Origin of the sequence: Burkholderia sp. HI2500 (assembly GCF_002223055.1) — a bacterium.
GTDB lineage: Bacteria > Pseudomonadota > Gammaproteobacteria > Burkholderiales > Burkholderiaceae > Burkholderia.
On record NZ_NKFL01000007.1, the window covers coordinates 894,925 to 916,263 of the forward strand.

The 21,339-nt window shown below is 69.4% G+C and carries 3 protein-coding genes; all 3 read left to right on the plus strand.

Translation table 11 applies throughout. From position 1 onward, the window contains the following. The first annotated feature begins 163 nt into the window (after positions 1-163). The 3 genes from CFB45_RS36275 to CFB45_RS36285 are packed head-to-tail and all read left to right on the plus strand — an operon-like array spanning position 164 to position 21,332. Complete coding sequence (locus tag CFB45_RS36275; RefSeq protein WP_089429887.1) at positions 164-4,579, plus strand: beta-ketoacyl synthase N-terminal-like domain-containing protein; 4,416 nt, start codon at positions 164-166, stop codon at positions 4,577-4,579. Further along, entirely contained in the window at positions 4,576-7,899 is a 3,324-nt protein-coding gene (locus tag CFB45_RS36280; RefSeq protein ID WP_089429888.1) for a bifunctional LLM class flavin-dependent oxidoreductase/SDR family oxidoreductase, read from the plus strand. The genes CFB45_RS36275 and CFB45_RS36280 overlap by 4 nt, the downstream gene beginning before the upstream one ends. Then, the gene (locus tag CFB45_RS36285; RefSeq protein ID WP_089429889.1) at positions 7,896-21,332 is read left to right on the plus strand and encodes a hybrid non-ribosomal peptide synthetase/type I polyketide synthase; all 13,437 of its coding nucleotides are present in this window, start codon (positions 7,896-7,898) and stop codon (positions 21,330-21,332) included. The genes CFB45_RS36280 and CFB45_RS36285 overlap by 4 nt, the downstream gene beginning before the upstream one ends. Positions 21,333-21,339: the final 7 nt, after the last annotated feature.

The following is a 21,339-nucleotide window of genomic DNA, read 5'->3' on the forward strand; positions in this document are numbered from 1 at the left end:
CCGTATTGATCCGGTGCGCGAAACGCCGTGTCCTTGGATTACGGGGCAGACGTCGGATTAGAGCGATGCTCTAATTTCAATACCGTCCAACGAAGCACGCTTGGCGGGATCGCCACGACCGGTCCTGAGATATTCAACGTTTAGAAGACAACGAAGGTTGAGCATGCTTCCCGATACAAAATTCAGGACTGTTACAGAAATTCTGTTGTTTCGCGGCAAGGTCGAACCGGAGAAGACCGCATTCATTTTTCTCGAGAACGGCGAAGCGGAACTGACCCGGCTCACGTTCGGCGACCTCGACAAGCGGGCGCGCGGCATCGCCGCCAGGCTGCAGGACATCGCGCAACCGGGCGATCGCGTCCTGCTGGTCTATCCGCCCGGGCTCGAATTCATCTGCGCATGGGTCGGATGCCTGTACGCCGGCCTGATCGGCGTACCTGCTTATCCACCGCGCAGGCATCGCCCCGCCGATCGTCTCAAGGCGATCGTCGCCGACGCCGGGCCGGTCGTCGCGCTGACCGATGCAGCCACACTCGACGGCATCGCGCATCACGCGGACGGTTACTCCGACACGCTGGAACTGAAGATCCTCGCGACGGACCAGCGCTTCGACGCGCCGGCCGAACACTGGCGCGCACCGGACATCACGCCGCAGACGCTGGCGCTTCTGCAATACACGTCAGGCTCCACCGGTACGCCGAAAGGCGTGATGATCAGTCATGCGAACATCCTGAGCAACATGGCGGTCATCGCCGAGGCGAGCGATGCCGATGCGTCGACGGTGTTCGTCAGCTGGCTCCCGGTGTTTCACGACATGGGGTTCTTCGGGAAGGTGCTGCTGCCGATCTATCTCGGCGTGCTGTCGGTGCTGATGGCGCCCGCGGCGTTCGTGCAGAAGCCCCTCCGCTGGCTGCAGGCCATCACGAAGTATCGCGGCACGCATTGCGCCGCGCCGGATTTCGCGTATGACCTGTGCGCGCGCAAAATCTCCGATGAAGCGCGCGCGCAGCTCGATCTGAGCAGCTGGCGGGTTGCGTTCAACGGCGCGGAACCGGTGCGCGCGGAGTCGGTGGCGCGTTTTTCGCGCGCCTTCGCCGCATGCGGCTTCCACGCGCACACCATGCGCCCGGTCTACGGGATGGCCGAGGCGACCTTGTTCATCTCCGGTCAGCCGGCACGCTCGCTGCCGCGCGTGGCGGACTACGACGCCGACGGCCTCGCGCAAGGCGTGGCGACGAGAAGCGACCAAGGCAAGCGCCACGCGCTGGTCTCTTGCGGTCGGACCTGGGCGGAGCACCGCCTGCGGATCGTGAATCCGGATACCGGTGAGCGCTGCGCGCCCGGCCGGATCGGCGAAATCTGGTTGACGGGCCCGAGCGTCGGCGTCGGCTACTGGAACCGCGTCGAGGAAACGGAGCGCACCTTCCGCGCGAAGCTGGATGGCGATGATGCGCGTTACCTGCGCACGGGCGATCTCGGTTTCGTCGATGGCGAGGATCTGTTCGTCACCGGCCGTTTGAAAGACCTCATCATCGTCGCCGGCCGCAATCACTACCCGCAGGATCTCGAACAAACCGCGGAGGGAAGCCACCCCGCGCTGGCGCCCAATGCATCGGCGGCTTTCTCGATCAACGTCGACAACGTGGAGCGGATCGTCGTCGCCTGTGAAGTGCGCCGGGAAGCGCTCAACACGCTGGACGCGGAAGCCGTCGCCGCGGAGATCCGGCGCACGCTCGCCGAAGCGCACGACGTCGATCTGTATGCGGCTGTGCTGTTGAAGCCCGCCACGATCCTGCGCACGTCCAGCGGCAAAATCCAGCGGAGCCGGATCAGGCAGGCATTCATCGATGAACAGGGGCTCGCGATCGCGGGCGAGTGGCGCCGTGCGTTCTCCGCGCCGCCGGCCGCCCCGCAGACGGCCACGCCACGCGACACGCAAGCGCTGGTGCAATGGTGCGTCGAGCGTGTCTCGCGTCTGTCGGGAATCGACGCCGGCAAGATCGACCCCGACGCACCGTTCAGCATCCACGGGCTCGATTCGAAGGACGCCATCCAGCTCTCGGGCGAGTTGCAGGACTGGCTCGGGCGGCCGGTTTCCCCGACTGTCGTCTACGATTTTCCGAGTATTTCGCTGCTGGCGCGCCATTTGAGCGGCACCGGGAACGCCATGCCGGACCCGGCGCCCGGCTCGGCCGCAGCACGCGCGGATATCGCGATCGTCGGCATGGGATGCCGTTTCCCCGGCGCCGGCAATCCCGACGCATTCTGGCAGCTGCTGCTGGAGGGCCGGGACGCGGTCGGCGCGTCGACGCAGCGCGGCGCCGACCTTCCGCCCGCCGGACTGCTGGACCAGGTCGATCAGTTCGATGCGGCGTTCTTCGGCATCAGCGCACGCGAAGCCGAATCGATGGATCCGCAACAGCGTCTGCTGCTGGAGGTGGCCTGGGAGACGCTCGAGCATGCGGGGATCGCACCCGGCAGTCTCGCCGGCGGCCGCACCGCGGTCATCGTCGGCATCAGCAATTCGGACTACATCCGGCTGGCACAGGACGAAGTCGCGGACGTCGGCCCTTATGTCGCGACGGGCAATGCGCTCAGCGTCGCAGCCAACCGCATTTCCTACGCGCTCGATCTGCGCGGCCCAAGCTGGGCGGTCGATACCGCGTGTTCGTCCTCGCTCGTCGCGGTGCATCAGGCGTGCCGCGCGCTGCAGCGCGGCGAGTCCGATGCGGCACTGGCCGGCGGGGTCAACCTGATTCTGGCGCCGCAATTGAGCGCGTCCTTCACGCAAGCGGGCATGCTGTCGCCGGACGGCCGATGCAAGGCGTTCGATGCATCAGCGAACGGTTACGTGCGCGGCGAAGGCGTGGGCATGGTGCTGCTCAAGCGGCTCGACGATGCGCTCGCGAACGGCGACACCGTGTTCGCCTTGATCCGCGGCTCCGCGGTGAATCAGGATGGACGCAGCCATGGCCTGACCGCGCCCAACGGCCCGGCCCAGCAGGCCGTGATTCATAGTGCGCTGCGCGATGCCGGCGTACGCGCGCAGGACATCGGTTTCGTCGAGGCGCACGGGACGGGCACGCCGCTCGGCGACCCGATCGAATTGAACGCGCTGGCGGCCGTCCTGAACGACTCCCGCCGGCCGGACGAGCACTGCTGGATCGGCTCGGTCAAGACCAACATCGGCCACCTGGAATCGGCGGCGGGCATCGCCAGCCTGATCAAGACCGCCCTTGCGCTACACCATCGCGCCATTCCGCCGAACCTCCATTTCCGGTCGATCAATCCGCAGATCGCGCTCGACGGCACGCCGTTCCGCATGCCGCAGCAGGTCACGCCGTGGCATTCGGAACACGGGCCGCGCGTGGCCGGCGTCAGTTCGTTCGGCTTCGGCGGTACCAACGCGCACCTGATCCTGTCCGAAGCGCCCCGGCCCGCGGAGATCGAAGCCGACCTGGCAGCGCCCGCGGCGCACGTCGTGACGCTCTCCGCGCGCACGCCGGAAGCGTTGCACGCGCTCGCTGCGTCCTATGCGGCCTACCTCGACGCCCATCCCGAGGCCCGTGTGCGGGATGTCGCATTCACGGCCAATACCGGGCGCACTCACTTCACGCGGCGCGCGGCCATCGTCGCATCGAGTCTCGATTCGTTGCGTTCGCAACTTGGTGCCGTTTCGTCCGGCGAGCCAGCCGAAACGCCGCCTGCGGTGACATTCCACTTTTGCGCCGACGACGGCGGCAGCGCCGACGCGGTTCGACAATTGCGCTCGGCCAGCCCCGCTTTCGACGCGCTGATGCAGCGGCAATCCGAGACGCCCGGGCTCGCCCTCGCCGAAGCCGGGTTCACGGCATTCCAGCGCGCGCTCGCGCAACTGTGGATGTCGTTCGGCATCACGCCGAATGCCGTCAGCAGCGCGGGCGACGGGCATCGCGCCGCAGCCTCGTGGGCGGACATGCCGCAGACGCCGGACGGCGGTGCGGCGGAGAACCGCGTCGTGATCGAAATCGGCACGCACACGGCCGCGTGGGACGCGATCCTGCACACGCTCGCCACGCTGTACGTACGCGGCGCGTCGATCGACTGGGATGCCGTGGAGCGGGGCGCACCGCACCGCCGGCTCGCGCTGCCCACCTACCCGTTCGAGCGTCGCCGCTTCTGGATCACGCCACATGCGCCCCGGCATCCGTTGCTCGGGCGCCTCATGGAGCAGCACGCGCATGCGCCGGCCACGTGGATCTGGCAATCGCGTCTCGATGCGCCGGCCACCACCTTTCTCGACGGTCATCGCGTCAAGGGCTCGCCCGTCCTGCCCTATTCCGCGTTCGTGGAAATGGCGCTGTCGGCCACGTCGGAAATCGGTGCTGCCGGCCATACGACGTTGAAGGACCTCGCGCTGCATGCGCCGTTGCCGCTGCATCCGCATGCATCGCGCACCGTGCAGACCGTGCTGAGCCGCCGGTCCTGGGGACCGTTTTCGTTTGCCGTCTATCACCGGATCGACGACACCCGCGCCGCCGCGACCTGGCAGATGTGCGCGAGTGCCGAGATTCACGAATCGGAGCGGAGCCACGCATGAAATTCGGCCTGATGTTCTTCGCCAGCAGTGAAGAGGCGCTGTCCGGCAACAAGTACCAGCTCGTGATGGAAAGCGCGCGTTTCGCCGATGCGAACGGGTTTTCCAGCGTCTGGGTGCCGGAGCGCCATTTCACCGAATTCGGCTCGCTGTACCCGAATCCCGCCGTCCTGCACGCCGCGCTCGCCGCTGCCACCCAGCGCGTGAAGCTGGTCGCGGGCAGCGTGGTCGCGGCGCTGCACAACCCGATCCGGATCGCGGAAGAATGGTCGATGGTGGACAACCTGTCGAACGGCCGCGTGGGCGTGTCGTTCGCGTCCGGATGGAATCCGGACGACTTCGTGTTCGCCCCGGACAAATATGCGAGCCGGCAGGACGACATGCTGGCGACGATGCGCACGGTCCAGCATCTGTGGCGCGGCGGCATGCTGGACGCGACGAACGGCGTCGGCAAGCCGGTGCAGTTGCGCATCTATCCGACGCCGGTGCAGCCGGAGCTGCCCGTGTGGGTGACCGCCGCGAGCAATCCGCAGACGTTCGTGCGCGCCGGCGAAACCGGCGCCAACCTGCTGACCCACGTGCTCGACCAGGATCGCGACCAGCTCGCGCACAAGATCGCCCTCTACCGCGACGCGCGCGCGAAGCACGGCTTCGATCCGGCGGCCGGCACCGTGTCCGTGATGCTGCACACGTTCGTCGGCGACGATGCGGCGCAGGCGCGCGAACAGGCGCGTGTGCCGTTCTGCAACTACATCCGCGGCAATATCGGGCTGTTGAACGGGCTGGCGCAGAGCCGCGGCCAGTCGGTCGACGTGCGCGCGATGGGCGCACGCGAACTGGACGAGTTCGTCGAGTTTCTCTATGAACGCTTCGCGCAATCGCGCGGGCTCATCGGCACGCCGGAAACCTGCGTCGACCTGGTGCGGGATCTCGCGTCGATCGGCGTGGATGAAGTGGCCTGCCTGCTGGATTTCGGTCCGCCGGTCGAGCGGATCCTCGGCAATCTTCCGCAGTTGCGTCGACTACGGGAGATGTGCGCGCCCAGGCAAGCCGCCGCGCAGACGCGATTCGATGCCGCCGAGGTGCAGGCCCGCTGCCCGGAAACGACGTCGGGCGCGGACTTCAATGGCGAAATCCGGCAGCACGGCGTGCAGATCGACGGCGTGTTCGACGCGATCCGGCAGATCTGGCGTACGACCGGCGAGGCGCTGGGGAAAATCAGCCTGCCGGCCGACGCGCTGGCATCGTCGCCGTACCAGGTCCACCCCGCCTTTCTCGACGCGTGCAGCCGCGTGCTCGCCGCCGCCATCGATCCGGAAGCGCTGGCGTCGGGCGACCTGTACCTGCCCAGCTCGATCGGTGCGGTACGAGTGCATCAGCCGCCGTCGTCGACCGACGCATGGAGTCACGCCACGCTGCGCAAGCCGGTCGGGCACGGTGCGCTGGAGGGTGACATCCGCGTCCATGACCTCGCCGGGCGACTGCTGATCGAGATCGATGCGCTGCGGTTGCAGCAGGTGCGCGCGGGGCGCGCCGCCGAGCGGCACGACTTCGCCGCGCTGCTTTATCAACGCGTCTGGAGACCGTCGAACGTCGACGCGGCAACCGGCGGTTCCGCGCAGGGCGAGTGGCTGATTCTCGCGGACCGCGGCGGCGTGGGCGCACAGCTGTCGGCGCTGCTGGAAGCCAACGGCGATACGTGCACGCTGCGCTTCGCCGACGCGACGCCGGACCTGCCCGCGCCCGACCGCCCGCTGAAGGGCGTCATCCACCTGTGGAGTCTCGATCTCGCGCCCGCCGACATCGCGGCGAGACGGCGTGCCAGCGCGAGCGTGCTGCACCTGGTCAGGGCGCTTGCGTCACGCGCGCCGTCGGCCCGGCAGGCGCGTCTATGGCTGGTGACGTCGGGCGCGATGAATGTTCTGGAGGGCGAATCGATCGCGGTGGCGCAGGCCCCGCTGTGGGGATTGGGCCGCGCGATCGCGGTCGAGCATGCGGCGCTGTGGGGCGGGCTCGTCGACCTCGATCCCGCGCAGCCGTCAGCGGCGCACATCGTGCAAGCGGTACAGGCGGGCGGCCGGGAAGACATGGTCGCGTTTCGCCGCGACCAGCGCTACGTCGCGCGCATCGCCCGCGACAATCGCGAATTCGTCAGCCACCGGCCGATCCGGTTCCACGATGACGCAACGTATCTCGTGACCGGCGGGCTCGGCGGGCTCGGCCTGCGGCTCGCGTCCTGGCTCGCCGACCACGGCGCCGGGAAAATCGTCCTGCTGGGGCGCGGCGAACCTTCCGCCGCGCACGAGAAAATCCTGCGCACGCTCGACGCGCGGTTCATTCGCGCCGACCTGTCGCGTCGCGAGGACGTCGAGCAGGCGCTCGGTGAAATCGCGCAATCGATGCCGCCGCTCAAAGGGGTCTTTCATCTCGCCGGCGCGCTCGACGATGCGCTGCTGACGCGCCAGGACGACGACGCCTTCCATCGCGCCGGCAGCGGCAAGGCCGACGGCGCCTGGTATCTGCACGAGCTGACGGCCGGCTTGCCGCTCGACCATTTCGTGCTGTTCTCGTCGATGGCCGCGCTGATCACCATGCCGGGCCAGGGCAACTACGCGGCGGCGAACAGCTTCCTCGACGCGCTCGCCCAGCATCGGCGCGCGCAGGGGCAACCGGGGCTCAGCGTCAATTGGGGGCCGTGGGCGGAGATCGGCCACGCCGCCACCGACTACGGACGGCGCGCGCACGAACAGCTGGGCGCGCTCGGCGTCGGCACGCTGCCGCCCGAACTGGCCATCGCGACGCTGGAACGGCTGATGGCGTCCGGCGTCGCCCAGTCCGGGGTCGCGCAAATCGACTGGCCGACCCTGTTCCGGGTCGATGCGCCGGCCGCCGGTTCCGCGCTGTTTTCCGAGCTGGCGCAACCGGCCGCGCAGCCCGTGCAGCAGGACACGGCGTTGCTGCGCCAGCTGCATGCATGCGCGCCGCGCGAGCGGGTCGAGCTCGTCACCGACACGCTCGCGGCGATGCTCGCCGAGACCTTGCGTCTTTCCGGCCCCGACGCGATCGCGCCCGAGCAATCGCTGCTCGATCTCGGCCTGGATTCGCTGGTCGCGCTCGAACTGACGGACCGCCTCACCAAGGTGTTCGGCAGGCCGTTTCGCGCGACGCTGTTCTTTTCCTATCCGAACCTGCGGGCGCTCGCCCAGTACGTGCTCAACGAGCTGTCGCCGTCGCTCCCCGCGCCGGTCGTCGACGAAGCATCCGACGACCTCGACGAGGACGACCTTTCCGAACTGATCGCCCAGGAGATCGGCGCCCAATGAACGCCAAGGCCACGCATGCACTGAAAGCCGCGCTCGACGAATTGCGCCTGCGGCGCGCGGAAATCGCGGCGCTGCGTTCGGACCGCAACGAGCCGATCGCCGTCATCGGCATGGCTTGCCGCTTCCCCGGCCGCAGCGATACGCCGGACGCGTTCTGGCAATTGCTCGACGGCGCGCGCGATGCCGTCACCGAAGTGCCGGGCGAACGCTGGGACATCGATCGCTATTACGACCCCGATCCGTCCGCGCCCGGCAAGATGGCGACCCGCCACGGCGCCTTTCTCGAACGCGTGGATCAATTCGACGCGGCGTTCTTCGGGATCGCGCCGCGCGAAGCGACCTACCTCGATCCGCAGCAACGGCTCCTGCTCGAAGTGGCGTGGGAGGCGCTCGAGAACGCCCATCTCGCGCCCGAGCGCTTCCGCCAGTCCGCCACGGGCGTGTACGTCGGCATCACCTGCTTCGACCACGCGATCCAGGTGTCCAATGCGTCGATGCCGTCGAGCAGCTACGCGGGCACGGGCAGCGCGCTGAACATGGCCGCGGGCCGGCTGTCGTTCGTGCTGGGCCTCACCGGCCCGAGCATGGCGATCGACACCGCCTGCTCGTCGTCGCTGGTGTGCCTGCACCTGGCCTGCGAAAGCCTGCGCTCGCGCGAAACCGGCATGGCGCTCGCGGGCGGCGTCAACCTGATGCTGTCGCCCGAGGTCATGGTCAGTTTCTCGCAGGCGCGCATGCTGTCGCCGGACGGCCGCTGCAAGACCTTCGACGCGGCGGCGGACGGCTACGTGCGCGGCGAAGGGTGCGGCATGGTGGTGCTCAAGCGCCTCGCCGACGCGCTCGCCGACGGCGACCGGGTGCTCGGCATCGTGCGCGGCACGGCGGTCGACCAGGGCGGCGCGGGCGGCGGGCTGACCGTGCCGAGCCGCGATTCGCAGGAACGGGTGATCCGCCGCGCGCTGAACCAGGCCGGCGTCGCGCCCGGCGACGTCTCGTATGTCGAGGCCCACGGTACCGGGACGTCCCTCGGCGACCCGATCGAGGTCGAGGCGCTGGCCGGCGTCTACGGCGCCGGGCGCACGGCGGACGAGCCGCTCGTGATCGGTTCGGTCAAGACCAATATCGGGCATCTGGAGTCGGCCTCCGGCATCGCCGGCCTGATCAAGGTCCTGCTGTCGTTCGAGCACGACCGGATTCCGGCGCACCTGCATTTCACCCGACCCAATCCGCATACGCCGTGGCAGGAGATCCCGATCCGCGTCGCCGCCGATCCGGTCGCGTGGCAGCGCGGGGAACGCAAGCGCATCGCCGGGGTGAGCGCGTTCGGATTCAGCGGCACCAATGCCCACGCGATCGTCGAGGAGCCGCCCGTCGCGCCGGCGCACGCCGCGCAGCGCGCGCTGCTGCTGTCGGCACGATCCGAAGCGGCGCTGGCGGCGCTCGTGCAGCGCTACGAGCGCGCGATCGACGGCGCGACGCCGCAGGAGCTGGCCGCCATCTGCCGCGCCGCCGCCACCGGACGGAGTCACTACCCGTTTCGCGCGGCCTATGTGTCGGGCGTGAGGGCAGCGTCGGCGGCAGCGGCGCGCACGGGCAAGGCGTTGCGCGTGGGCTTCATGTTCGGCGCGCCGGACACCGGCGTCGCACGCGCGCTCCACGCGTCGGAACCGCTGTTCCGCGATGCGTTCGCGCGTTGCGCGGTGCCGCTGGAGGCGCTCGAGACTAACGCGGGCCGCTTCGCGATCCAGTTCGCATGGGCGGAACTGTGGAAGGAATGGGGCATCCGCCCAGCCGTCGTGTCGGGCCATGGCATCGGCGAATATGTCGCGGCCTGCGTGGCGGGCGTCGTGAGCGTGGCCGACGCGCTGCGCGTCGTGACCGCCCGTTCGGATGCCGAAGCGTTGCACGCCGTGCTTCAGGACATCTCGCTCGCACGGCCGTCGGTCCGCCTGATTTCGGGCTGTCTCGGCACCGAAGTGACCGACGAGGTGACACACCCGTCGTACTGGTTGCAACTGGCCGGCGCGTCGGATCAAGCCGATGCGCCGCACCCGCCGGAAGGGCTCGCCGACGGCTGGCTGCCGCCGCCCTGCGCGGGCGATGCACTGGAACACGCACTCGCGGCGCTGTACGTGCAGGGCGCGCAGTTCGACTGGCGCGCGCTGTTCCCGGCGCCCGCCCAGCCCGCCACGACCCTGCCGAACTACCCGTTCGAGCGGCAGCGCTTCAGCCTGGAGAAGACCCCGTCGCCCGTCGTCGGGGTGGATGCGGGCAGCATCGACGCAGCGGTGCGGCAGCTCAAGTCGTCCGGCAAGTATCCGGAGGACATGCTGAACGCGTTTCCGGACCTGCTCAGGACGGCATTCGCCCCCGCCAAAACCACCGCGTCGAACGAAAGCCCGCTCTATCACGTGGTGTGGGAGCCGCAGGCCGCATTGCCGGCGGCACAGACGGCCGCCGACGCGTCCCCGTGGCTGATCTTCGCGGACGCGAGCGGTGCCGGCGAGCGGCTTGCGGCGCTGCTGCGGGCGCGCGGCGCAGCCTGCTCGCTGGTGCGCCCCGGCCTCGACTATCTCGGCGACGTGGAAGCGGGCTGGCAGGTCGCGCCCGAGCGGCCGGACGACTTCGTCCGCCTGCTGAACGAGACCGCCGCTCCCGGCCAGCGCATCGTCTTTCTGTGGGCGCTGGACGAAGCCGTCGGCGAGACGCGCATGTCCACGGCGCTGCTGCATCTCGTGCATGCGGTGGTCGGCAGTGAGCGCGAGTGGACGCCTTCGACCCGGCCCAGGATCTCGGTGGTCACGCGCGACGCGGTGGAAGCCGGCGCAGCGCCGCACGTATCCGGGCTCGCGCAGGCTGCGCTGTCGGGCCTGGCACGCGGGGCGATGATCGAGCATCCGGAATGGTTCGGCACCGCGATCGATCTCGACCCGGCCGCGCCGGAAGACGAGACGCAGGCGCTGCTCCTGGAACTACTCGGCGAGAGCCGCGAGGAACAGGTGGCGTTGCGGCACGGCGCGCGCCATGCCGCGCGCCTGAGCCCGCTCGCGCCAGCCGAAACCGCCGCGCTGCCGGTCGATCCGGACGCGGCCTACCTGATCACCGGCGGGTTCGGCGCGCTCGGGCTGCACACCGCCCGGTGGCTGGCGGCGCGCGGCGCACGCACGCTGATCCTGGTTGGCCGGCAAGGGGCCGCGAGCGACGAGAGCCAGCGGGCAATCGACGAACTGCGCGAGCGGAACGTCACGCTGCGCTGCGAGCGCGTCGATATCGCCGACCCCGCGGCGGTCGCCGCTTTCTTCGCCGCGCTCCGGCGCGACGGCGTGCCGCTGCGGGGCATCGTGCACGCGGCCGGCATCGTCGGCTACAAGCCGATCATGCAGGTCGGGCGCGAGGAGCTGGACGCGGTGCTGCAACCGAAGGTGGCCGGCGCGTGGCTGCTCCATCAGCACAGCGGGCACTTTCCGCTCGATTTCTTCATCCTGTTTTCGTCGATCGCGTCCGCGTGGGGTTCGCGCGAGCAGGCGCACTACAGTGCCGCGAACCGCTTCCTCGACGCGCTCGCGCATCATCGTCGCGGCCAGGGCCTGCCCGCGCTGAGCGTGAACTGGGGGCCGTGGGCGGATGGCGGCATGACGTTCCCCGAGGCGGAAGCGCTGCTGCGGCGGGTCGGCATCCGGTCGCTGGCGGCGGATCGCGCGCTCGACGTGCTGAATCGCCTCCCCGCCGTGCCCCAGGTCGCGGTCGTCGATATCGACCTGGCGCTGTTCCAGGGCTCCTACGAGGCGCGCGGACCCAGGCCGTTCCTCGACCGCGTGCGAGTGGCCAAAAGCGCGCCCGGCGCGACGGCGATGCCGGCGTTGAGCGACGCGTCGCCGCGCGAGCGCAAGCGCCTGCTGGCGGACAGCATCGATCGCGCGGTGGCCCAGGTGCTCGGCTACGACGCGGGGACGCTCGATCGCGATCTCGGCTTCTTCGAGATGGGCATGGATTCGCTGATGGCGCTGGACGTGCGCACGCAGCTCGAAACCGCGCTGGGCATTCCGTTGTCGGTCGCGCTGTTGTTCGATCATCCGACGGTCAACGCCCTCGCGGATTTCCTCGCGGAGCAGGCGTCCGGCATGGCGGCGGACGCACACACGTCACCGGCACCGGCGCAGGCCATGCCGCCGCAGCCGCAACCGCGACCGATCGCGCCGGCCATCGAGGCCCGCGAGGCCGGTACGCCGGAGCCGATCGCGATCGTCGGCATGAGCTGCCGGTTTCCGGGCGCCGCGCACGATCTCGACGCCTACTGGAACTTGCTGAACGACGGGGTGGATGCGATCTCCGAAGTGCCGCGCGAGCGCTGGGATGTCGACGCGTACTACGATCCCGATCCGGAAGCGCCGGGGCGCATGTATTGCCGCTTCGGCGGTTTTCTCGACGACGTCGACCAGTTCGATCCGGCGTTCTTCCGCATCACGCCGCGCGAAGCGAACGCGATGGATCCGCAGCAGCGCCTGTTGCTCGAAGTCAGTCACGAAGCGCTGGAGCATGCCGGCATTCCGGTCGACAGTCTCAAGGGCAGCCGCACCGGCGTGTTCGTCGGCATCACCACCAACGATTACGCGAACCTGCAGCTTCGCAACGGCGGCGGCGCCGGCATCGACGGCTATTTCTTCACCGGCAATCCGCTGAACACGGCGGCCGGCCGCATCTCCTACGGACTGGGCCTGCAAGGGCCGAGCATGGCGATCGATACCGCGTGCTCGTCGTCGCTCACCGCGATCCATACCGCCAGCCAGAACCTGCGCAGCGGCGAGTGCGATCTCGCCATCGCGGGCGGCGTCAACCTGATCCTGTCGCCGGACAACTCCATCGCCGTCTCGCGCACGCGGGCGCTGGCGCCGGACGGCCGCTGCAAGACCTTCGACGCGTCCGCGGACGGCTTCGTGCGCAGCGAAGGCTCCGGCGCGCTGGTGCTCAAGCGCCTGTCCGATGCGCTCGCTGCCGGCGATCGCGTGCTGGCCGTGCTGCGGGGTTCGGCGGTCAACCACGACGGCGCGTCGAGCGGCTTTACCGCGCCGAACGGACGGGCGCAGGAAGCCGTGATCCGCCAGGCGCTGGGCGGGCTGCCCGCCGCGTCCATCGATTACGTGGAAGCGCACGGCACCGGCACCCCGCTCGGCGACCCCGTCGAGCTGCAGGCGCTGGCGACGGTATTCGGCGATGGCCGTGATGAAGGCCGGCGGCTGCGCGTCGGCTCCGTGAAAACCAACATCGGCCACACGGAGTCCGCCGCCGGCATCGCGGGGGTCATCAAGGTCGTGCTGTCGCTGAACCACGACCGCCTGCCCGCCCACCTGCATTTCCGCCAGCCGAGCCCGCTGGTGCAGTGGGACACGCTGCCCCTCGAGATCTGCGCCGAGGCGAGCGCGTGGCCGCGCGGCGAGCGGCCGCGGCGAGCCGGCGTCAGCGCGTTCGGCGCGAGCGGCACCAATGCCCATCTGGTGCTCGAAGAAGCGCCCGCGTCGGCGCGGCCGGCGACACCGTCGAGACACAAGGTGCATCCGCTGGTGCTGTCGGCCAAGACGCCTGCGGCGTTGCGCGAGCTGGTCGGGCGCTATCAGCGGCGGCTCGAAGCCGAACCCGGTCTCGACATCGCGGCCGTGGCCTTTTCGGCGGCGACCGGCCGCTCGCATTTCGCGCATCGGCTCGCGTGGCCGGTGACGTCGCTCGACGACGCCCTCGACAAGCTGCGCGCCTTCCACGCGAAGGAACCCGCCGGCACGACGCAGCCCGCGCCCCGCGTGAAGATGGCCTTCCTGTTCACCGGCCAGGGCGCGCAATACGCCGGCATGGGCCGCCGCCTGTACGACGCGTATCCGGTGTTCCGCGACGCCATCGACCGCTGCCGCGCGGTGGCCGATCCGCTGCTCGACAAGCCGTTGCTCGACGTGCTGTCCGCCCAGGGCGAGGACATTCACCAGACCGGCTACAGCCAGCCGGCCCTGTTCTCGCTGCAGTACGCGCTCACCACGTTGCTGGCGTCGTTCGGGGTGGTGCCCGACGCCGTGATGGGCCACAGCGTCGGCGAGTACGCGGCGGCGTGCGCGGCCGGCGTCTTCTCGCCGGAAGACGGCCTGCGGCTGATCGCCGAACGCGGCCGGCTGATGCAGGCGTTGCCCCGCGACGGCGAAATGGCGGCCATCTTCACCGACCTCGCCACCGTCGAGCGCGCGATCGAAGCGTGGCCGCACGAGGTCGCGGTAGCGGCCGTCAACGGCCCGGCGAGCATCGTGATCTCCGGCAAGCGCGAGCGCATCGCGATGCTGGTCGACGCGTTCGCCGCGCAGGACATCCGGTCCGTGCCGCTCAATACGTCGCACGCGTTTCACTCGCCGCTGCTCGAGCCGATGCTGGACCGCTTCCAGGCCGCGGCGAAAGCCGTGCCCGTCGCGCGCCCGGCGCTCCCGTTCTATTCGAATCTCACGGGCGCCGTGATGGACGACGCGCCCACCGACCTGTACTGGCGCCGGCACTGCCGTGAGCCGGTGCAGTTCGCGAGCAGCGTCGAGCGCCTCGCCGAAGCCGGTTTCAACGTGCTGGTCGAAATCGGCCCCAAGCCGGTGCTCGTCAACCTGGCCCGCGCGTGCTGTGCGCCGGACGCCGGGATCCAGTTCCTTGCCCTGCAGCGGCCGCAAGTCGAGCAGCAAGCGCTGATCGAAACGCTGTCGACCCTGTATGCCCGCGGCGTCGATGTCGACTGGGCCCCGACCGAAACACCCGCACCCGCACGCATCGCATTGCCGTCCTATCCCTTCCAACGCAGCCGTACCTGGTTCCAGAAAGCGGACACGTCCATGACTCAGACAAGCGCATCACCCCTCGCCGCCGCACCGACGCACAATCGCAGCGGCGAGGTGCTCGAATGGCTTCGCGGCAAGATCGGCGAATTGATCCAGGCCGATCCCGACACCATCAACATCGAACTGCCCTTCCTCGAGATGGGCGCCGACTCGATCGTGCTGATCGAGGCCATCCGGCACATCGAGGCGGAGTACGGCGTGAAGCTGGCCATGCGCCGCTTCTTCGAAGACCTGGCGACGGTGCAGGCGCTCGCCGAATATGTCGCGGACAACCTGCCGGTGGCCGCCGCGCCGACCGGGGCCGAGGTCGTGGGCGCTTCCGAGGCTGTGGCGGAACCGTCCACGGCGGCGGTCGCGGTTGCGGTCGCGCCGTCCGCGCAGGCGCTTGCGCCGCTCGCCGCCGCGCCGGTGGAATGGGTGGCAGCCGAAGGCGGCTCGACGGTCGAGCGCGTGTTGCGGGAGCAGAATCAGCTGCTGTCCCACGTGATGAGCCAGCAGATGGAACTGCTGCGCACGTCGCTGACCGGGCAGGCCGGCGTCCGGCCGGCGACGGCCGCCGCGCAAGCCGTCGCGAGCACGGCGAGCGTCGCCCCCCAGGCCGCGATCGCGACCCCGGCCGCCGCGCCCGCGGCGAAGCCCGCACCAGCCGCCGCCGCGGCGCCCGCGGCCGACAATGCGCCGCCCAAGCCGATGATGCCGTGGGGCAGCCCGGTCCAGCAGCGCGCGCGCGGCTTGTCCGCCGCGCAGCAGGAGCATCTCGAGGCGCTGATCGTGCGCTACACGACGCGCACCCGGAAATCGAAGGACTCGGTGCAGGCGTCGCGCCCGGTGCTGGCCGACAGCCGCGCCACGGTCGGCTTCCGCTTTTCGACCAAGGAGATGCTGTATCCGATCGTCGGCGATCGCGCGGCCGGTTCGCGGCTGTGGGACATCGACGGCAACGAGTACATCGATTTCACGATGGGCTTCGGCGTGCATCTGTTCGGCCACACGCCGGATTTCATCCAGCAGCAGGTCACCCGGGAATGGCAGCGCCCGCTCGAACTGGGCGCGCGCTCCAGCCTCGTCGGTGAAGTCGCCGCGCGCTTTGCCCGCGTGACCGGCCTCGATCGCGTGGCGTTCTCGAACACCGGCACCGAGGCCGTCATGACCGCGATGCGGCTCGCGCGCGCCGTGACCGGGCGCGACAAGATCGTGATGTTCACGCATTCGTATCACGGCCACGCCGACGGCACGCTCGCCGCGGCGAACGCGGACGGCGTGACGGAAACCATCGCCCCCGGCGTGCCGTTCGGCTCGGTCGAGAACATGATCCTGCTCGACTACGGCAGCGATGCCGCGCTCGAAGCCATTCGCGGGATGGCGTCGACGCTCGCCGCCGTGATGGTGGAGCCGGTGCAGAGCCGCAACCCTTCGCTGCAACCCGTCGCATTCCTGAAGGAACTGCGCCGCATCACCGAGGAGGCCGGCGTCGCCCTGATCTTCGACGAAATGATCACCGGCTTCCGCGTCCATCCGGGCGGCTCGCAAGCGATGTTCGGGATCAGGGCCGATCTCGCGACGTACGGCAAGATCATCGGCGGCGGCCTGCCGCTGGGCGTGATCGCCGGCACCAGCCGCTTCATGGATGCGATCGACGGCGGCATGTGGACCTACGGCGACCACTCGTTCCCCGCCGCGGACCGCACCGCGTTCGGCGGCACCTTCTGCCAGTATCCGCTCGCGATGGCGGCCGCGCTGGCCGTGCTGGAGAAGATCGAACAGGAAGGCCCGGCGCTGCAGGCCGCGCTCAACGAACGCACCGCGCAGATCGCCGACACGTTGAATGCGTTCTTCGTGGAGGCCGAGGCGCCGATCAAGGTCACGTGGTTCGGCTCGATGTTCCGTTTCGAATTCACCGAGAACCTCGACCTGTTCTTCTATCACATGCTCGAAAAGGGCATCTACATCTGGGAATGGCGCACCTGCTTCCTGTCCACCGCGCATACGGATGCGGATATCGACCGCTTCATCCGGGCAGTGAAGGACAGCGTCGCCGACCTGCGCCGGGGCGGCTTCATCCGGCCGCATTCGAAACACGGCACGGTGGCCGCGCTGAGCGAAGCGCAACGCCAGCTGTGGGTGCTGTCGGAAATCGATCCCGAAGGGTCGCTCGCCTACAACGTCAACACCACGCTCGAACTGAACGGCCGGCTCGACGAAGCCGCGATGCGCGCGGCCGTCCAGAGCCTGGTCGATCGGCACGAGGCGCTGCGCACCACGGTGATGGCGGACGGGTCGGGCCAGATCGTGCATCCGTCGCTGACACTCGAGATCCCGCTGATCGACACGGAGCAGGACGCGTGGCGGGAGCAGGAAAGCCGCCAGCCGTTCGACCTCGTGAACGGCCCGCTCTTTCGGGCCGCGCTCGTGCGCGTGGGCAGCGAGCGTCACCTGCTGGTGATGACGGCCCATCACATCATCTGTGACGGCTCGACGTTCGGGGTCCTGCTCGAGGACCTGGCCCGCGCGTATGCCGGTGCGGCGCCGGCCGACGCGCCGCTGCAGTTTCGCGCGTACCTGAAGCAGCTCGACGGCCAGCGCCACAGCCCGGAAACGAAGGCGAATCGCGATTACTGGCTGGCGCAATGCGCGCACCAGGCCTCCCCGCTGAATCTCCCGGTGGACTACCCGCGGCCCGCGGTGAAGACGTTTCACGGCGGGCGCGTGTCGCTGCATCTGGACACGGCGGCGGCCGCGACGCTGCGCACCGCGGCCCGTCAGAACGGCTGCACGCTCTACATGGTGCTGCTCGCGGGCTTCAATCTGTTCCTGCACCGCGTCGCCGGCCAGCAAGCGATCGTCACCGGCATCCCGGTGACCGGCCGCTCCGTGGCCGGGAGCGACCGCCTCGCCGGCTACTGCACGCATCTGCTGCCGCTGCGCTCCACGCTGCCCGAGCAGGCCACCGTGGCCAGCTTCCTGGCCGGCACCCGGCAGAACCTGCTCGACGCGCTCGAGCACCAGGATTATCCGTTCGCCGAGCTGGTCCGCGAAATCGGCGCACAGCGCGATCTCAACGCCGCGCCGCTGGTGTCGGCGGTCTTCAACCTCGAACCCGTGTCGGCGCTGCCCGAACTGCCCGGCCTGACGGTCGGCCTCGTGGCGCCGCTGATCCGCCATACCGCGTTCGACCTGAACGTCAACGTGCTCGACGCGGGGCAGGCACTCCTGATCGATTGCGACTACAACACCGATCTGTTCGACGCGAGCACGGTGCAGCGTTTCCTCGACATCTACCGGACCCTGCTGACGCATCTCGCGGACGATGCGTCGGCCGCCGTTGCCAAACTGCCGTTGATGAGCGATGCGGAGCGGAACCTGATGACGGTCGAGTGGAACCGCACCGACACGGATTTCGGCGACGCCGCCGCACAACCGCTGCATCGGTTGTTCGAACAGCAGGTCGAGCGCACGCCCGATGCCGTCGCGGCCGTCTTCGATGACCAGACGCTCACCTACGCCGAACTCAACCTGCGCGCCAACCGCCTCGCCCACCACCTCATCGCGCTCGGCGTCGGCCCCGATGCCCTCGTCGGCGTCGCCATGGAGCGCTCGCTCGACATGAGCGTCGCGCTGCTCGCGATCCTCAAGGCCGGCGGCGCTTACGTCCCCGTCGACCCCGACTACCCCGCCGAGCGCGTGCGCTTCATGATCGATCACGCGCAGTTGCGCTGGCTGCTCACCCAACAGCATCTGCGCGACGCGCTGCCCGAGACCGACGCCCGCCTGATCGTCGTCGATACCGACTCGCTCGACCTCGATGCCGCGGCGACGTCCAACCCCACGCCCGCGCTCGACGGCGACAACCTCGCCTACATGATCTACACGTCCGGCTCGACCGGCCGCCCCAAGGGCGCGCTCAACACCCATCGCGCGATCACCAACCGCATCCTGTGGATGCAACACGCCTACGCGCTCGGTGCTGACGATACGGTCCTGCAGAAGACACCCTTCAGCTTCGACGTCTCGGTCTGGGAACTCTTCTGGCCGCTCGTCACCGGCGCGCGCCTCGTGTTCGCCCGCCCCGGCGGCCAGCGCGAGACCGACTACCTGGTCGAGCTCATCGAGCGCGAACGCATCACCACGCTCCATTTCGTGCCGTCGATGCTGCGTGCGTTCCTCGATCATCCCGACCTCGACGCGCACTGCGCATCGCTGCGCCGTGTCGTGTGCAGCGGCGAGGCGTTGCCCCACGACCTGCAGCAGCGTTTCCTCGAGCGCCTGGACGCCAAGCTGTACAACCTCTACGGCCCGACCGAGGCCGCTGTCGACGTGACCGCGTGGGAATGCCGCCGCGACGACCCGCACCGCATCGTCCCGATCGGCCGGCCCATCGCCAACACCCGCCTCTACATCGTCGACGCGCAGATGCAGCCCACGCCGATCGGTGTGCCAGGAGAACTGCTGATCGGCGGCACGCCGGTCGGGCGCGGCTACCACGGCGAACCTCAACTGAGCGCCGAGAAGTTCGTCGCCGATCCGTTCTCCGACGACCCGCTCGCGCGCCTCTACCGCACCGGCGATCTCGCGCGCTACCGGCCCGACGGCAACATCGAATTCCTCGGCCGCATCGATCACCAGATCAAGCTGCGCGGCCTGCGCATCGAACCCGGTGAAATCGAGGCGGCGCTGACGTCGCACCCGCTGGTCGACGCCGCCGTCGTGGCGCTGCGCGGCGTGGACGACGGCGCGAGACTGGTCGCATGGCTGTGCTCGTCGCATCCCGAAGCCGAACTGGTCGACGCGGTGCGCGGCCGCCTGCGGCAACGGCTGCCGGATTACATGGTGCCCGCCGCGTTCGTCGTCGTGAGCGCGTTCGAGCAACTGCCCAACGGCAAGCTCGATCGCGCCAAACTGCCCGAACCCGGCGACGGCCTGGACTACGTGGCGCCCGTCAACGCGCTCGAAGCGCAGTTGACGGCCATCTGGCAGGAAGTGCTCGGCAAGGTTCGGATCAGCACGACCGCCAATTTCTTCGAGCTGGGCGGCAATTCGCTGCTGGCGACGAAGGTCGTCGCGCGCATCCGTCGCGATCTGCATGCGAAGCTGGAAATCCGCAGCCTGTTCGCACTCCCCACCATCTCGAGCCTCGCGAAGCGCATCGCCGATACGCAGCCGATCGACTACGCGCCGGTGACGCCGCTGCCGGCGCAGGCAAGCTACGCGCTCTCCCCGGCCCAGACGCGGCTGTGGGTGCAGGATCGCCTCCATGCGGCGCAAGCCGGCGGGCCGCTGCCCACGTCGCTGCTGTTCGAGGGCGTGCTGGACGTGGACGCGCTCGTGCGGGCGTTCCGCGCGTTGAGCGAGCGTCACGAGATCCTGCGCACGCGTTTCGTGCTGGAAGGCAACCAGCCGGTCCAGCAAGTCCTGCCGCCCGGCGAAGCCGCGTTCCCGGTCGAAGTCGTGGATCTGCAGGAGGCCGAGGATCGCGATGCCCAGGCCGCGTCGATCCAGGCAAGCGAACGGCTCGTGCCGATGGATCTCGCCGCCGGCCCGCTGTTCCGCGTCAAGCTGCTCAGGCTCTCCGAAGTCCGTCACGTCTGCATCTGCACGATGCATCACATCGTGAGCGACGGCTGGTCCACGGAGATCCTGCTCGACGACCTGTCGGCGCTCTATGACGCATTCGTCCAGCGTCGCGACGATCCGCTGCCCGCGCTCCCGATCCAGTACAAGGATTACGCCGGCTGGCTGAACCGCCTGCTCGCCGGGCCGGACGGCGCGCGCATGAAGGACTACTGGCTGACCAAGCTGGGCGGCGGCCTGCGCGCGCTGGACCTGCCGGGCGACGTCGCGCAGCCGGCCGCGCCGAGCTGGAAATCCTGGCGATTCGAGCTGCCCGCCGCCGAGACGACGGCGCTGGAATCGCTCGGCAAGCGCCACGGCGCGACCTTGTTCATCGCGCTGCTGTCCGCGATCAAGGCGCTGTTCTACCGCCGTTCCGGCCAGGAGGACATCGTCGTCGGCACGCCGGTCGCGGGCCGCGAGCTGCCCGAACTCGAGTCGCAGGTCGGCCCCTACCTGAACGTGCTGGCGCTGCGCGATCGTGTCGCGGGCGACGACCGGTTCGACACGCTGCTCACCCGGGTGCGGGACACCACCCTCGAAGCGTTCTCGCACCCGCTGTATCCGCTCGATCGCCTGCTCGACGAGCTGCACGTCAAACGCGTGGCGGGACGCAATCCGCTCTTCGACATCGGCCTGACGCTGCAGAACCAGCGACACGGCCCCGTCGATCGCTATGCGGGACAAGTGCATATCGCCGAGCTGCCGGACCACGACCCGCAGGGCGCGGACACGGAAGCCGCAACGGACTTCTGGTTCCTGGCCGAACCGCGCGCCGAGGGCCTCGCGATCCGCGTCGTCTATCACGCGGGGCGGTTCAGCGAGGCGCTGGTGCAAGGCGTCGCCCACGAGCTGACGTCCGTCATCGGCGAGGTGCTGGCCAATCCGGGCGTTCGCATCCGGAACCTGACCCTGGGACACCGCGCGCTGCACGCCGACGCCCGCCAGCCCACCGTCGAACTCAGCGCATTCTAAGGAGCCT